Origin of the sequence: Nitratireductor sp. PBL-C9 (assembly GCF_050877045.1) — a bacterium.
Taxonomy (GTDB): Bacteria; Pseudomonadota; Alphaproteobacteria; order Rhizobiales; family Rhizobiaceae; genus Nitratireductor; species Nitratireductor aquimarinus.
Genome location: NZ_JBPAXW010000004.1, coordinates 38,236 through 53,211, shown reverse-complemented (window position 1 = coordinate 53,211; position 14,976 = coordinate 38,236). Strand labels below are relative to the sequence as shown.

Annotated in this window: 15 protein-coding genes; 8 read left to right on the top strand and 7 right to left on the bottom strand. The window is 62.8% G+C overall.

The window, feature by feature from the left end:
- The first annotated feature begins 168 nt into the window (after positions 1-168).
- Positions 169-1,950: a single-stranded-DNA-specific exonuclease RecJ gene (recJ, locus tag ACRTG1_RS10215; protein ID WP_432516223.1), complete on the top strand. Its 1,782-nt coding sequence runs from the start codon at positions 169-171 to the stop codon at positions 1,948-1,950.
- Positions 1,951-1,959: 9 nt separating this feature from the next.
- On the opposite strand, the gene ACRTG1_RS10210 is transcribed toward recJ, so the two are convergent.
- From ACRTG1_RS10210 to folE, 3 genes are all read right to left on the bottom strand, one after another.
- A complete protein-coding gene (locus ACRTG1_RS10210) occupies positions 1,960-2,943 on the bottom strand; it encodes a patatin-like phospholipase family protein (RefSeq protein ID WP_371685904.1) in 984 nt (327 codons plus the stop codon).
- Between the two features lie 188 nt (positions 2,944-3,131).
- A complete protein-coding gene (hisI, locus tag ACRTG1_RS10205; protein ID WP_113155450.1) occupies positions 3,132-3,578 on the bottom strand; it encodes a phosphoribosyl-AMP cyclohydrolase in 447 nt (148 codons plus the stop codon).
- On the bottom strand, positions 3,578-4,243 hold the full coding sequence (gene folE, locus ACRTG1_RS10200; RefSeq protein ID WP_113155449.1) for a GTP cyclohydrolase I FolE: 666 nt from the start codon (positions 4,241-4,243) through the stop codon (positions 3,578-3,580). Before folE ends, hisI begins: the two co-directional genes overlap by 1 nt.
- A gap of 243 nt (positions 4,244-4,486) precedes the next feature.
- Between folE and ACRTG1_RS10195 the strand changes: the two genes are divergently transcribed.
- The 4 genes from ACRTG1_RS10195 (at position 4,487) to thrS (ending at position 7,794) form a co-directional block, all read left to right on the top strand.
- The gene (locus ACRTG1_RS10195) at positions 4,487-4,933 is read left to right on the top strand and encodes an iron-sulfur cluster assembly scaffold protein (protein ID WP_432516222.1); all 447 of its coding nucleotides are present in this window, start codon (positions 4,487-4,489) and stop codon (positions 4,931-4,933) included.
- 2 nt (positions 4,934-4,935) lie between these two features.
- Complete coding sequence (gene yidD / locus ACRTG1_RS10190; RefSeq protein ID WP_113155447.1) at positions 4,936-5,277, top strand: membrane protein insertion efficiency factor YidD; 342 nt, start codon at positions 4,936-4,938, stop codon at positions 5,275-5,277.
- On the top strand, positions 5,274-5,693 hold the full coding sequence (locus ACRTG1_RS10185; protein ID WP_113155446.1) for a DUF2267 domain-containing protein: 420 nt from the start codon (positions 5,274-5,276) through the stop codon (positions 5,691-5,693). The genes yidD and ACRTG1_RS10185 overlap by 4 nt, the downstream gene beginning before the upstream one ends.
- A gap of 124 nt (positions 5,694-5,817) precedes the next feature.
- Positions 5,818-7,794: a threonine--tRNA ligase gene (thrS, locus tag ACRTG1_RS10180; RefSeq protein ID WP_432516221.1), complete on the top strand. Its 1,977-nt coding sequence runs from the start codon at positions 5,818-5,820 to the stop codon at positions 7,792-7,794.
- Positions 7,795-7,871: 77 nt separating this feature from the next.
- Here the strand turns inward: thrS and ACRTG1_RS10175 are convergent, their stop codons facing one another.
- A complete protein-coding gene (locus ACRTG1_RS10175) occupies positions 7,872-8,765 on the bottom strand; it encodes a hypothetical protein (RefSeq protein WP_113155444.1) in 894 nt (297 codons plus the stop codon).
- 222 nt (positions 8,766-8,987) lie between these two features.
- Between ACRTG1_RS10175 and ACRTG1_RS10170 the strand changes: the two genes are divergently transcribed.
- On the top strand, positions 8,988-9,548 hold the full coding sequence (locus ACRTG1_RS10170) for a nitroreductase family protein (protein WP_210343945.1): 561 nt from the start codon (positions 8,988-8,990) through the stop codon (positions 9,546-9,548).
- Positions 9,548-10,156: a flavin reductase family protein gene (locus ACRTG1_RS10165; RefSeq protein ID WP_206548891.1), complete on the top strand. Its 609-nt coding sequence runs from the start codon at positions 9,548-9,550 to the stop codon at positions 10,154-10,156. Before ACRTG1_RS10170 ends, ACRTG1_RS10165 begins: the two co-directional genes overlap by 1 nt.
- Positions 10,157-10,214: 58 nt before the next feature.
- Here the strand turns inward: ACRTG1_RS10165 and ACRTG1_RS10160 are convergent, their stop codons facing one another.
- Together ACRTG1_RS10160 and ACRTG1_RS10155 are read right to left on the bottom strand one after the other, a co-directional pair.
- Positions 10,215-11,093: an HpcH/HpaI aldolase/citrate lyase family protein gene (locus ACRTG1_RS10160; protein ID WP_317087890.1), complete on the bottom strand. Its 879-nt coding sequence runs from the start codon at positions 11,091-11,093 to the stop codon at positions 10,215-10,217.
- Between the two features lie 2 nt (positions 11,094-11,095).
- A complete protein-coding gene (locus ACRTG1_RS10155; protein ID WP_432516333.1) occupies positions 11,096-11,551 on the bottom strand; it encodes a MaoC family dehydratase in 456 nt (151 codons plus the stop codon).
- A 177-nt stretch (positions 11,552-11,728) separates the two neighbouring features.
- On the opposite strand from ACRTG1_RS10155, the gene ACRTG1_RS10150 reads away from it, so the two are divergent.
- A complete protein-coding gene (locus ACRTG1_RS10150; RefSeq protein ID WP_432516220.1) occupies positions 11,729-12,844 on the top strand; it encodes a DUF2336 domain-containing protein in 1,116 nt (371 codons plus the stop codon).
- 44 nt (positions 12,845-12,888) lie between these two features.
- Here ACRTG1_RS10150 and parE read toward each other — a convergent pair whose 3' ends face one another.
- Positions 12,889-14,961 carry a DNA topoisomerase IV subunit B gene (gene parE, locus ACRTG1_RS10145; RefSeq protein WP_206546342.1) on the bottom strand — a complete coding sequence of 691 codons (2,073 nt, stop codon included), beginning with the start codon at positions 14,959-14,961 and terminating at the stop codon, positions 12,889-12,891.
- Between the last annotated feature and the right edge of the window lie 15 nt (positions 14,962-14,976).

Below are 14,976 nucleotides of genomic sequence, written 5' to 3'. Positions count from 1 at the left end.
CGGCGATCTAATGCATCGGACCGAAAAGTGGAGGGGCGGCTTTCTGGGCGCTCCGACGCTTGATCAATAGGTTTAGATCGTCCTTTGTGCGTCCGAGAGGACGCACAAATATCCAGGCGGGTTACGGCCCGCTTGCCTTTGTTCGGCCGCTGTGAAACGTAGGCGGTAATGACTGGCGAAAAACGGTATTTCCTCGATGTCCGGCACTCCGCACGCGGTCTTGCGTGGGAGCATCGGCTTGACCTGCGCGGCGAGAACGCTGCGCTGGCCATGGCGCAGACCCATGGCATTCCCGAAATCGTGGCGCGGGTTCTGGCCGGTCGCGGGGTGGATATCGATGATGCAGAGCGCTTCCTCGATCCCACCATTCGCGATCTCTTGCCAGATCCGGCAACGCTGACCGACATGGACAAGGCTGCCGAGCGGCTCGCCCATGCGGTGCGGCGCGGCGAAAAGGTGGCGATCTTCGGCGATTACGACGTCGATGGCGCTGTTTCCTCGGCCATGATGAAGCGCTTTTTCGGGCATTACGGCATCGATGCCGAGATCTATATTCCCGACCGCATTTTCGAGGGCTACGGCCCCAATCCCGACGCGATGCGCGACCTTGCGGGGCGTGCGAGCCTCATCGTTACCGTCGATTGCGGCGTCAACAGCGCCGCCGCCATCGCCGCCGCCAACGAGGCGGGCGCGGATGTGGTCGTGCTCGATCACCACCAGGTGGGCGGCGATCTGCCGGATGCGGTTGCGGTGGTGAACCCCAATCGCGAGGACGATCTTTCCGGCCAGGGGTTCCTGTGCGCTGCGGGCGTCGTGTTTCTGGCGCTTGTCCAGACCGCGAAGCATCTGCGTCAGGGCGGTGTCTCCAAGCCGCCGCCGAACCTGCTCGGCCTTCTTGATCTGGTGGCGCTGGGCACGGTCTGCGACGTGGTGCCGCTCGTTGGCGTCAACCGTGCTTTCGTGGTGAAAGGGCTTGTGGCCGCGCGCCAGATGAACACGCCGGGACTGGCTGCGCTGGCGCGGGTGTCGCGCATCGGCGAACCGCTCAACCCCTACCATCTGGGCTTCATGATCGGCCCGCGCATCAATGCGGGCGGGCGCATCGGCAATGCGGCGCTGGGCAGCAATCTGCTCGCCAGCGACGATCCGGCCGAGGCTGCCAAGATCGCCGAGACGCTCGACCGGTTGAACACCGAGCGGCAGGAAATGGAAACGGTGATGCTGGCCGAGGCGAAGGCGGAGGCCGATGCAGAACTGATTTCGGGCGAGGGGCCTGCGGTTCTGGTAACGGCAAGCGACCGCTGGCACCCGGGCATTGTCGGGCTGCTCGCCTCCCGTCTCAAGGATCACGCAAGGCGACCGACCTTCGCCATCGCCTTCGGTCCGAATGGCAAGGGCACCGGCTCCGGCCGCTCCATTCCCGGTTTCGATCTCGGCAAGATCGTGCGCGAGGCGGTGGCCGAGGGCATTCTGGTCAAGGGCGGCGGGCATGCGATGGCTGCCGGCATTACGGTTGAGCGCGAGAAGCTTGGGCCGCTGCGCGCCTTCTTCGAGGAGCGGGCGGCGAGTGCAGTAAAGCGGCTGCGCGACGCTGAGAGCCTCAAGATCGATGCAGCGCTTTCTGCCGATGGCGCGAACCTTGCGCTGCTCGATGCACTGGAGACGGCCGGGCCTTTCGGGTCCGGGCATTCGACGCCGGTTCTGGCGCTGCCGCGCCACCGTCTGGCGGATGCGCGTGTGGTGGGCAATGGCCATATCCGCGCCGAACTGCGCTCACAGACCGGCGCGCGCATGGAGGCGATTGCTTTCCGTGCGGCGGAAACGGATCTCGGCAATTTCCTGTTTGGCAATCGCGGTGCGACCATTCACGTGGCGGGCACGCTGGCGGCCAATCACTGGAATGGAAACAAGCGTATCCAGTTGCGGCTGCAGGATGCGGCCAGCGCCTGAGGGCTGCGCCTATCCAAGGACCGTGAGCAGGCGTTCGAGTTCGGTAAGCCGGGCCTGCGTGGTTTCGTAACCGATGGTGATCGCCTCGTCAGCGCGGTGAAATTCCGTCAGGCCGATATGGCCGAGCTTGGGCTGAAGCGACAGGTCGGGCGGGTCGCCGGCCATGCGCGCCCGTGAAATGCGATCCTGAATGATGTTGAACGCCTCGACCATGACGCCGGTGATGCCAAGGCGCTGATCGCGCTGCTGCGGCCCCTTGTCGACCACCAGAGACGCAGTCTCGCCTTCCTCGCTTTCCTGCGGCATGTCGGCGGAATGCTTGATGACGGCGGCGCGGCCAAACAGGTCGTAATGCAGGTTCACCGCCATGACCAGAGGCTGCTCATAGGCGCGGCAGGCGGAAACGGGAACCGGATTGACCAGCGCGCCGTCCACCAGAACGCGGCCATTGCAGGTGACGGGTTCGAAAACGCCGGGCAGCGCATAGGACGCGCGCATGGCGGTGATCAGCGATCCTTTCGACAGCCAGATTTCATGACCGGTGCGGATTTCCGCCGCGACACAGACGAAGGGTTTGGCGAGGTCATCGAAGGTGACGTCCTGAAGGTGCTCCTGCATGCGGGCCGTTAGTTTCATGCCGCCGAACAGGCCGCTGCCGCCAAAATTGATGTCGAGCAGGCCGAAGATGCGGCGTTTGGTGAGGGACCGTGCGAATTCTTCCAGCTCATCGAGCTTGCCAGCCAGATAGCAGCCGCCGACCAGTGCACCGATGGAGGTTCCGGCAATCATGCCGACGGGGATCTGGGCTTCATCGAGGGCGCGGAGGACGCCGATATGCGCCCAGCCACGGGCCGCGCCGCCGCCAAGAGCCAGGGCAATGCCGCCTTTTTCAGGCGCGGGCGCTGGATCAAGCGGGGGCGGTTCCGGCGAAATCACGTCGATTTCCCGGTTTTCCTGTTTCCTGCGTAGAGATGCCCAATCGAGCATGTTCATCTCCTCGTCCCCGGAAGCATCATGCCCGAGGACTGTATCGAATTGGTGAATATGCGTCGCTGTGGCGAACCGAATGGTTCAACGCTGCCTCACCGAGGAACGCGGCTACTACCCCTTCCCAGTAGATGGGCGCTCCCGAGGAGAAAGTCTACGCTTCGGGCGTTCAAGAAATCGAGACCGACTTTCGGTCAGGCATGTCCGTCTTTGTCGTCCAAAGGCTTCATGCCGAGGTCGACCAGAACCGGTTTGCCGTCGCGAATGCTCACATTGCGGTAGAAGCAGGTGCGGCGACCGGTGTGGCAGGTTGCGCCATCGCCGGCGACGCGTACGCTCAGATGCACCGCATCCTGATCGCAGTCGGTGGCGATGGAGACGATGTGCTGGACATTGCCGGAGGTCTCGCCCTTCTTCCACAATTTGCCGCGCGAGCGCGACCAGTAGTGGGCGATGCCGGTTTCAAGCGTCATGGCGAGAGACGTGGCGTTCATGTGCGCCACCATCAGAAGTGCATTGGTGTCGGCGTCCGTCACCACGGCCGTGATGAGGCCATTGGCATCGAAGCGCGGAGAAAAAGCCGCGCCCTCTTCGAGCGCGGCCTTGTCGGATGGGGCAGGGGGAAACGTGAGTGTGGTCATCAGCCGTGTTTGTCGCGCAGCATGGTCATGAAGCGCGCCTGTTCCTGAAGGTCTTCGCGATAGGCGCCGGTGAAGGTCGTCGTCAGCGTGACCGAACCCTGTTTGCGGATGCCGCGCATGGCCATGCACATGTGCTCGGCTTCCACGAGAACGGCAACGCCGCGCGGCTTCAGGACGTCCTGAATCACATGGGCGATCTGCGCCGTCATGGCCTCCTGCGTCTGCAGGCGGCGGGCGAAGATGTCGACCACGCGGGCGATCTTGGATAATCCGACCACCTTGCCGTCCGGCAGATAGGCGACATGCGCCTTGCCGATGATCGGCACCATGTGGTGTTCGCAATGGGAATGGAACGAGATGTCCTTGATGAGGACCATGTCGTTATAGCCCTGCACCTCCTCGAAGGTCCGGCCGAGTTCTTCGGCGGGACACTGGTCGTAGCCGGAGAACATTTCGCGATATGCCTTCGCGACGCGCTTGGGCGTCTCGATCAGGCCCTCACGGTTGATGTCGTCGCCTGTCCAGCGCAGCAGCGTGCGAACGGCGTTTTCGACCTCTTCCTGAGAGGGGCGATCAGTAACTGCTTTGTCCATATAGGAATTCTTCTCCGCAGTGGCTTCACCCTTATCGGCATGAGGCGGAAAGTTCTTGATAATGGCGTCCATAGAAGGCGTCTCCCGTAGTTCCTGTCTCAGCAGGAACGAGTTGAACGGTTCACGGCCTTATCCAGCGGGTATTGGAGAAAAATTCTCAGCCCGGCCCGACAGTGGCGTGCGCGAAACTGGAACCCGCAGCGGCATCATGCCTTGTCGCGGGCCCATAGCGATCATTATATAAGTGCCTTGAAGCAGAAGGAAAGATGCCGAAACGACTTTGATTTGTTTCGGCTGCGGCAGAGCGGGAAAACCATGCTGGACGATGTCTATAACGCAAAAATTCTTGGCTTTGCCGGCAATATTCAGCGTGTTGGACGGCTGGACAGTCCCGATGCCACGGCAAAGGCGCATTCAAAGCTTTGCGGCTCCACCGTCATTGTCGATCTCAAGATGGAAGGCGACACGGTCACAGACTTTGCACATGAGGTGAAGGCCTGTGCGCTCGGTCAGGCATCGTCCTCGATCATGGCTGCCCATGTGGTGGGGGCGAAGGCTGATGAGCTGCGCCATGTGCGCGACGCGATGTACGCCATGCTCAAGGAAGAAGGCCCGCCGCCGGCCGGCCGCTTCGAGGATCTGAAATATCTGGAGCCGGTGCGCGGCTACAAGGCGCGCCATGCTTCCACGCTTCTCACCTTCGATGCGGTGGTGGATGCCATCGACCAGATCGAAAAGGCGCGCGCTGGCGCTGCCGCCTGACGATGGCCCAGCCCATTCGCAGCCGCAACTGGCAGGGGCCCTGGCCGAAGACGCCCGGTCGCCTGTTCGGAACGGCTTTCGTGCGGCTCTACCAGCTCACCCTGTCGGGCTTCATCGGCAATTCCTGCCGGCATTTCCCAACCTGCTCGGAATACACCTATGAGGCGATTGCCCGGCATGGGCTGTGGTCGGGCGGCTGGATGGGACTTTTCCGCGTGGTGCGGTGCGGGCCGGGCGGCACGCATGGGATCGACCCGGTGCCCGATGTGCTGGAACAAGACCTGAAATGGTGGACGCCGTGGCGCTTCTGGCGGGTGGCGCGGCAGAAAGGCGAGCATTCATGACGGTGCCGATGGACTATCTTTACGCCAGCCGCGATTTCCGACGTTTTCTCGATGCGGTGAAAAAGCAGTCCATGCGCGGTTCGCATAATCAGAGCTATGCGATGACGCGCGCCGTGCTGCACGTGTTTCGCAGCCACGTGCCGGTGAAGGACGCGCTGGCCTTTGCGGAAGTCCTGCCACCGCTCCTGCGGGTGATCTTCATTGAAGGCTGGGATGTTGAGGCAGAAGTCACTCCGTTTCCCGATCGTGAAACGCTGCACCGGGAGATGAAGGCCGTGCGGGAACCGCACAACACTGCGCCTGAAACCGCCATTGGAGATGTCGCCGCTGTCCTGCGTGCGGAGGTTGGCGAGGAGCGGCTGCGGCGGGTGCTTGGCGCCATGCCAATAGGGGCGGAAGACTACTGGCTGAAATAGCCGCGACACTACTGCCGCCGGTTTGCCCTTTACCTTCGCTGGCGAAATGCTTATTTCGGGCCCGCAAACCCAAAATGCCCAAACCACCCGCGCTCGTTGGCGGGACTGGATAAGGAGAAGACCTATGGCCGAGGCCGTTTCCCTGAAATTTCCCGATGGCTCCGTTCGCGATTATGACGCGGCGACGACCGGCGCTGACATTGCAGCCGGCATCTCCAAGTCGCTCGCCAAGAAGTCCGTCGCCTATGCGCTCGATGGCACGGTGCGTGACCTTTCCGAGCCTGTGGGCACGTCCGGCGATATCGAGATCGTCACCCGTGACGACCCGCGCGCGCTGGAACTGATCCGTCACGATGCCGCGCATGTGCTTGCCGAAGCCGTGCAGGAACTGTGGCCCGGCACCCAGGTCACCATCGGTCCGGTGATCGAGAACGGCTTCTATTACGACTTCGCCCGCAATGAGCCCTTCACGCCCGAAGACCTGCCGGTCATCGAGAAGAAGATGGCGGAGATCATTGCGCGCAACAAGCCTTTCACCAGGGAAGTCTGGTCGCGCGACAAGGCCAAGGAAGTGTTCGCCGAAAAGGGCGAGAGCTACAAGGTCGAGCTGATCGACGCGATCCCCGAGGATCAGGACGTCAAGATCTACGCGCAGGGCGACTGGTTCGACCTCTGCCGTGGACCGCACATGGCTTCCACCGGTCAGATCGGCAAGGCTTTCAAGCTGATGAAGGTGGCCGGCGCCTATTGGCGCGGCGATTCCAACAATCCGATGCTGACCCGCATCTACGGCACGGCCTGGCACACGCAGGAAGAGCTCGACCAGTATCTCCACATGCTGGAAGAGGCCGAGAAGCGCGACCACCGTCGCCTTGGCCGCGAGATGGACCTGTTCCATTTCCAGGAAGAAGGCCCGGGCGTCGTGTTCTGGCACTCCAAGGGCTGGCGCATGTTCCAGAACCTTGTGAGCTACATGCGTCGCAGGCTCGCAACCGATGGCTATGATGAGGTCAACGCTCCGCAGGTGCTCGACAAGAGCCTGTGGGAGACCTCCGGTCACTGGGGTTGGTACAAGGAGAACATGTTCAAGGTCGAGTGCGCGGACGACGAGGCGGAAGACACCCGCACCTTCGCACTGAAGCCGATGAACTGTCCCGGTCACGTGCAGATCTTCAAGCATGGCCTGAAGTCCTACCGCGACCTGCCGATCCGGATGGCCGAGTTCGGCAATGTGCATCGCTACGAGCCTTCGGGCGCGCTGCACGGCCTGATGCGTGTGCGCGGCTTCACGCAGGACGACGCGCACATCTTCTGCACGGAAGACCAGCTTGCGGCTGAATGCCTGAAGATCAACGACCTGATCCTCTCCACCTATGCCGATTTCGGCTTCAAGGAGATCACGGTCTTCTTCTCCACGCGGCCTGAAAAGCGCGTCGGATCGGATGCGCTGTGGGATCACGCCGAGGAGATCATGACGGGCGTTCTCGAAAAGATCGCCGCCTCGGACAGCCGCATCAAGACGGCGATCAATCCGGGCGATGGCGCGTTCTACGGGCCGAAGTTCGACTATGTTCTGAAGGACGCCATCGGCCGCGAATGGCAGTGCGGCACGACGCAGATCGACTTCAACCTGCCGGAGCGTTTCGGTGCGTTCTACATCGATCAGGATTCGGAGAAGAAGCAGCCGGTCATGGTGCACCGGGCGATCTGCGGCTCGATGGAGCGTTTCCTCGGCATTCTGATCGAGAACTTTGCCGGTCACTTCCCGCTCTGGTTCGCACCGGTGCAGGTGGTGGTGGCGACGATCACGTCCGATGCCGACGAATATGCGCTGAAAGTGACGGAGACGCTGAAGGAGGCCGGACTTCTGGCCGAGGTGGATCTGCGCAACGAGAAGATCAACTACAAGGTCCGCGAGCACTCGCTGGCCAAGGTTCCGGTGATCCTCGTCTGCGGCAAGCGCGAAGCGGAAGAAGGCACGGTGAACATTCGCCGGCTGGGAAGCCGCGATCAGGCGTCCATGTCGCTGGCCGATGTGACCGCCATGCTGGTCGAAGAGGCAACGCCGCCGGACCTGAAGCGCAAGGCTGCAAAGGCCTAGAGCTGTAAGGCGCTCAAAATGAAAAAGCCCCGCTGGATGCAGCGGGGCTTTTTCATTTCTGCGATGTGTTCCGGTTTTCAGTCGGGAAACTGATTGCGCGTGTCGAGCAGATCGGTTGGCAGCAGTTCCACATCCTGATTGCGGCCGGGCACGACCGAAAAGTCGCGCTGGTAGATGCGGTCGCGGTTCTTGGCGACAATCGTGTAATTGCCTTCGGCAAGAACCATGGAGGCGTAGGCGCTGACCGTTTCGTAGACGATTTCGCCCGTGTCGGTCAGAACCGACCAGGCGGTATCGGCAATGGCTTCGCCGCCGCGTTCGCGCACAAGCTTCATGGTAAGGTCGGCGGCGCGGTGCTCCACCGTCGCTTCCGTCAGCTTGCCGGCTTCCACGCGGATGTCGGAGCGGATCGCTGCGTTGATGTCTCCGTAATTGGAGACCACGTGATAGGTGCCGGAATTGAGCCGGACGATGCTGCCGGGCTCGACCTTGGGCAGGATCAGCGCGCCGTCGCCGATATTGTCTTCCGTCGCCTCATAGATGGCAAAGCGCAGCTGGTTCTGCGGAATGCGCACGCCGCCGGGCAGGATCGCGTTGAGCTTGAGACCGCCGGCATCGAGGAACAGGTCTTCGCGCATGGGCTCGCGGCTGACCGTGATGCGCTTTGTCACGCCTGCGCGTCCATAGGCGGCATGGACGAGATAGCTGCCTGGGGCGAGTTCGAAGACGCTGTTGCCGCCGCGCGCGGTTGCGACGAGCGGCAGTTTGTCATCGGGGCCGGGCTGCGTGCCGAAAATACGCCAGACGAGACCGTTCGGGATTTCGTCGCCGCCTTCGTTCAGATGCGCGACCAGCGTGACCTCGCCGGTGTCGGCAATGGCGAGCGCATCATCCACGGAGGCGGGGGCATAATTGTTGAGGCCGGGCAGGCGCAGGCCGTCGACGGCTTTCGCCGCATCCTCCTGCGCCATGACGTTCGACGCCTGAAAGGACAGCGTGCACAGGGCGAGAAGAGACAGAGTCGTTTTAAGTGAACCGCGCATAGCTGACATGAAGCCCAAGGCGGTGGCAATTTCAAGGCGATTATGCGATCTGGTTCCAGCGAAAAGCCAGCTTTTGCCAGCCAGACAACCTGTTTCAGGCAATGCAGATCCCACAGGAGACAGACAGTGCATCCATCCGTGCTTGATTTCATGCTCGCGCGCCGCTCCACGCCGGTGAAAGACCTCGCGGAACCAGCTCCTTCCGACAAGGAAATCGAGACCATCCTGACCGCAGCCTCGCGCGTGCCCGATCACGGGCGACTGACACCCTGGCGCTTTATTCTCTATCGTGGCGATGCGCGCACCGAGATTGGCGAGGCACTGGCCAAACGCGCGGTCGAGCGTGAGGGCGAGCTGCCGGAAACGCGTCTGGAGCAGGAGCGCAACCGCTTTTCCCGCGCGCCGCTGGTGATCGGTGTGGTTTGCGTGCCCAAGGAAAGCCCGACCATTCCCGAATGGGAGATGTTCCTGTCTGGCGGCATGGCAGCCATGAACCTTATGATTGCAGCCAATGCGCTCGGCTATGGCACCAATCTCATCACCAACTGGTATTCCGACGATGCGGAAGGTCGCCGCATTCTGGGGCTGGCGCCGCAGGAGCGCGTGGTCGGCTTCGTGCATATCGGTTCCTATGATGTGGAACTGGTCGAGCGGCCGCGCCCTGCGCTGGACGCCATTGTTTCCGATTACTCCGGCCCGTGGGAAGCATGATGTTTTTCGAACCCTCCAAGGGGCATGGCCTGCCGCATGATCCGTTCAAGGCGATCGTCTCGCCGCGTCCGATCGGCTGGATTTCGACCCTGTCGAAGGACGGAACGGCAAACCTTGCGCCTTACTCCTTCTTCAATGCGATCTCGTCCAATCCGCATCTGGTGTTTTTCTCTTCGGAAGGGGCGAAGGACAGCGCCACCCATGCGGAAGAAACCGGCGAGTTCGTCGTCAATCTTGCAAGCCATGATCTGGCCGAGCAGCTGAATGCAAGCTCGGTCGATGCGCCGCGCGGTGTCAGCGAGTTTGCCTTTGCCGGACTTACGGAAGCCCCATCGACGCTGGTTGCGCCGCCGCGCGTGGCCGAATGCCACGCCGCGCTTGAATGCAAGGTGACCGAAGTGCGTCGTCCGCTCGGCCTCGATGGCGCGTGGGCCGGCGTCATCGTTGTCACCGGTGAGGTGGTCGGCGTTCACATCAGCGATGCCGTTTTGAAGGACGGCATGTTCGATGCCGTTGCTGCCGGCAATCTCGCCCGTCTTGGATATCGTGACTATTCGGCTGTGACCGAGGTGTTCCAGATGACGCGCCCCCAGTGGAAGGGTGACTGACGCGCCAGGGCAGTCGGAGTAGCCCGGTTTTCGGGTTAATCCGATGCTTCTCCCCACTCTAGTCTGACGACGCGTCGGCTGCGCGTGCAAGCACGCGTTCGGCAAGCGCCAGGTGCGGGCGGTCATACATCCGCCCGCCAATATTGACCACGCCGGCGTTTCCGGCGGCAGAGAAGGCCTCCACCACGGCGCGGGCCTTCTCCACCTCCTTGGCGGAGGGGGTGAAGGTGGCGTTGATCGGTGCGACCTGCGCCGGGTGGATGGCCATCTTGGCGACGAAGCCATCGCGCGCCGCCAATTGGCAATCCCTTGCAAAAGCCTCTGTATCCGAAAAGTTCGGGAATACCGTGTCGATGGCCGGAACGCCTGCCGCCGCAGCCGCCAGCAGCGTCATGCTGCGGGCGAGCTGAAAGAGCGGCGTATAGCTTCCGTCTTCATGGCGCGCGGCGAGCGCGCCGATATGGGCCGACAGGTCTTCCGCGCCCCAGGTCAGCCCGGCCAACCGGTCGCTCGAATCCCGGTAGCTGGCGGCGTTGAGGACGCCCAGCGCCGTTTCCGTGATGATCGGCAGGATGCGTGTGCTTCCGTCTTCAATGCCGTTTTCTGCTTCGTGCACGCGCAATGCGGCGGCAAGGCGCGCCACATCTGCGCCGCCCTCGGCCTTGGGCAGCATCACGCCATCGGGCCCCGCCTGCATGACGCCGGCGAGGTCGTCTTCCGTCAGGCCGCTCGACAGATCGTTGACCCGTACATAGAGCTGCGCGCCCGTACGGCCGCGCGCGTCCTCCAGGAAAGCGGTGGTGATGCGCCGGCCTTCGGCCTTGCGGTCGGGGCTGACCGAATCTTCCAGATCGATGATCAGCACATCGCTTGCGGAACCAAGCGCCTTTTCAAGCTTGCGCTCGGAATCCCCGGGCACGAATAGAAGCGAACGCATGATCAGGCGTCTATCTTCTTGAGGATCATGGCCTGACGCAGGCAGCGCGCCACCAGCCGGTCATCCTGATTGTAGGCGCGGTGCTCGAATTCGACGATGCCGCGGTCAGGCTTGGATTTGGATTCGCGCACCGATTTGACTTCTGTTTCAACCCGGATCGTGTCGCCGTGGAAGACCGGGTGAGGGAAGCCCGTCTCCGTCATGCCCAGATTGGCGACAGTCGTGCCAAGCGTCGTATCGTGAACGGAGATGCCGATCATCAGCCCCAGCGTGAAGAGCGAGTTGACGAGCGGCTTGCCCCATTCGGTCTTCTCGGCAAAGGCGAAATCGATGTGGAGCGGCTGCGGGTTCAGCGTCATGGTCGAAAACAGCATGTTGTCGCTTTCGGTGACGCTCTTGCGCAGCGTGTGCTGGAACACCTGTCCCGGCTGGAATTCCTCTAGGTAAAGACCGGCCATCGTGTCCTCCGCATCCCGTTTGACCAATGCATCCTCCCTTTCTTGATAGGCGGGCTGCCGGCCCCTCGCAAGCGGGCACTTATGGTAAACGTTTCCTATACGAATTCGCGCTAGGGTCATTCCAGACAGGGCGGGAGCGTGACTTCAGTGCAAGTGGTTCAGCATTTTCTTAAATGGATGGAGACTGCCAGAGTGGTTGACAGAGCAGGGGCTGCCACAGCTCTCGCCAGAGCCTATCTCGACCGGGAACTGCCGTTTGAGGACCGCTACGCGGCCGAGGCCGCGCTGACGGCGCTGCTCGACGATCCCTCATCCAAGGTGCGCGCCGCACTGGCCGAAGCGCTCTCGATGAGCCGGCATGCGCCCATGCAGGTGATCGCCGCTCTTGCCGCCGACCAGCCGGACGTTGCTGCGCCGATCCTGGCGCGCTCGCCGATGCTTTCCGATTCCGACCTTATCGACCGCGTGGGCGACGGCCGCGAAGGGACGCAGCGGCTTGTTGCAGAGCGTCCGCAGCTTGCCATGGGGGTTTCGGCCGCCATTGCAGAGGTGGGATCGCTCGAATCCTGTCTGGCGATGGTCGACAATCCGAGCGCGGAGATCGCCGCAGTGAGCTTTCGCCGCATGATTGAGCGTCATGGCCATGAGCCGCGCATGCGCGTGGCGCTGGCGGCCGATCAGCGTCTTCCTTCCGATTGCCGGCACACGCTTCTCGTGCAGCTTGGCGAAGCCCTGCGCGAAGCGCCGCTGGTTAAGGCGCTGGTGGGTGCGGCGCGGGCCGAGAAGCTGACGCGTGATGCATGCGTGCGCGCCTCGCTCACGCTGATCGAGACGATTGACCCGGATGAGCACGAAGCGCTGGTGGAGCATCTGCGCATGCGTGGTGATCTGACGGCAGGTTTCATCGTGCGCATGGTGGCGCATGGCAAGATCGATTTCTTCGGCCATGTGATGATGGCGCTCACCGGGCAGTCGCACACGCGCATTCGCGGCCTGCTCGTGAACGGACGCGATCTGGCCGTATCGGCGCTTTTGCAGAAGGCGGGGCTTGCAAAGCCGTTTCACCGCCCCCTGATCCGCGCGCTGTCGGTCTGGCGTGACGTGGCGCAGGGGCGGCGGGTGGCCGGTGCGCAGGAGGTTTCCTGGCTGATGATGGAGAGCATTGGCGCGACGCCCGGCCAGTCCGGTCCGGCAGCGGAATCTGCCGAGCTCGCTGGCCTGCTGCGCTCAATCCATCTCGATGCCCTGCGTGAGAACGCACGCCTTCAGGCGCAGGCGATCGCCGCCGCCTGACAGAAGGGCGTCCGCGTCGCCGGCATCAATGCCGGCTTTGCGCGTCAGATATCCAGTTCTTCAGCGAACTCGGCATTGTCCTGAATGAAGCGGAAGCGCGCTTCGGGCTTGGTTCCCATCAGGCTGTCGATGGCGCCCTTGGTGGCTTCCTGACCGTCGAGCACGGTGACGCGCAGCAGCGTGCGCTTGGCCGGGTCCATGGTCGTTTCCTTGAGCTGGCTCGCCATCATCTCGCCCAGACCCTTGAAGCGGCCGATATCGATCTTGCCGCGCCCCGTGAACTCCGTTTCCAGAAGCTCGTCCTTGTGGGCGTCGTCGCGCGCATACATGGTCTTGCCGCCCTGGCTGAGGCGGTAGAGCGGGGGAACAGCCATGTAGAGATGGCCATTCTCGATGAGCTGCGGCATCTCCTGATAGAAGAAGGTGATGAGCAGCGAGGCAATGTGCGCGCCGTCGACGTCGGCATCCGTCATGATGATGACGCGGTCGTAACGCAGATCGTCTTCACGGTATTTCGAGCGCGTGCCGCAGCCGAGCGCCTGTGTGATGTCGGAAATCTGCTGGTTGGCGGCGAGCTTGTTGGAGCCGGCGCTGGCGACGTTGAGGATCTTGCCGCGCAGCGGCAGAACGGCCTGACTGGCGCGGTTGCGCGCCTGCTTGGCGGAGCCGCCAGCCGAGTCGCCCTCGACGATGAAAATTTCAGCACCCGCTGCCGCGCCCATGGTGCAGTCGGCGAGCTTTCCGGGCAGGCGCAGCTTGCGCACGGCGCTCTTGCGGCTGACCTCGCGCTCCTGACGGCGGCGAAGGCGCTCATCGGCGCGCGCCACAACCCATTCAAGCAGTTTGGAGGCTTCCTGCGGGTTTTCTGCAAGCCAGTGGTCGAACGGATCGCGGATCGCGTTTTCGACAATGCGGGTGGCGGCAGCCGTCGCCAGCTTGTCCTTGGTCTGGCCAACGAACTCCGGTTCGCGCACGAACACGGAAAGCATGCCGGCGGCCGAGATCATCACGTCTTCGGAGGTGATGATGGAAGCGCGCTTGTTGCCGGTCAGCTCCGCATAGCCGCGCAGGCCACGCAGGAGCGCGTTGCGGAAACCGCTTTCGTGGGTTCCGCCCTCGGGCGTCGGCACGGTGTTACAATAGGAGTTGAGCATGGCGTCGCCGCCATACCAGGTGATCGCCCATTCCACGGCGCCATGACCGGTGGTCTTTTCGCTGCGGCCGGAGAAAATCTCCTTGGTGACCTGGAACTGCCCGTCGAGCGAAGCGGCCAGATAGTCCTTGAGACCGCCGGGGAAGTGGAAGGTCGCCTTTTCGGGCGTCTCGTCCTTCTCGCCGATCAGGGAAGGGGCGCAAATCCAGCGGATTTCCACGCCGCCGAACAGATAGGCCTTGGAGCGGGCCATCTTGTAGAGCCGCGCGGGCTCGAACTTCGCGCCCTTGCCAAAGATTTCTTCGTCCGGCTTGAAGCGCACCTTGGTGCCGCGCCGGTTGTGCACGTCGCCGAGCTTCTCCAGTCCGCCCTGCGGCAGGCCGCGTGAAAAAGTCTGGCGGAAGAGCTGGCGATTGCGGGCAACCTCCACCTGAAGGAGTTCGGACAGGGCGTTGACCACGGACACGCCAACGCCGTGCAGGCCGCCGGAGGTCTCGTAGACCTTGGAATCGAACTTACCGCCGGCATGCAGCGTCGTCATGATGACTTCGAGCGCCGACTTGTCCTTGAACTTGGGGTGCGGATCGACCGGAATGCCGCGACCGTTATCGGTGACGGAGAGATAGCCTTCCTCGTCGAGTTCCACTTCGATGAAGGTGGCGTGGCCGGCCACCGCCTCATCCATGGAGTTGTCGATGACTTCGGCGAACAGGTGGTGCAGCGCCTTGTCGTCGGTGCCGCCAATATACATGCCGGGACGGCGACGAACGGGCTCCAGACCTTCCAGAACCTCAATGTCGGCCGCACTGTAGCCGTCGCCCGACGGGGCGGGCGATGCAGATGGCGCGGGACGCGCAGCGGGCTTGCGCTGAGGCGCTGCCGGCTCGGGCGTTTTCGCACGTTCCACATTGGCAGGCGTCCCGGCGGCAGGCATTCCGGCGAAGAGGTCGTTGTTGTCGTCCATGAAGCGTGTTGTTTC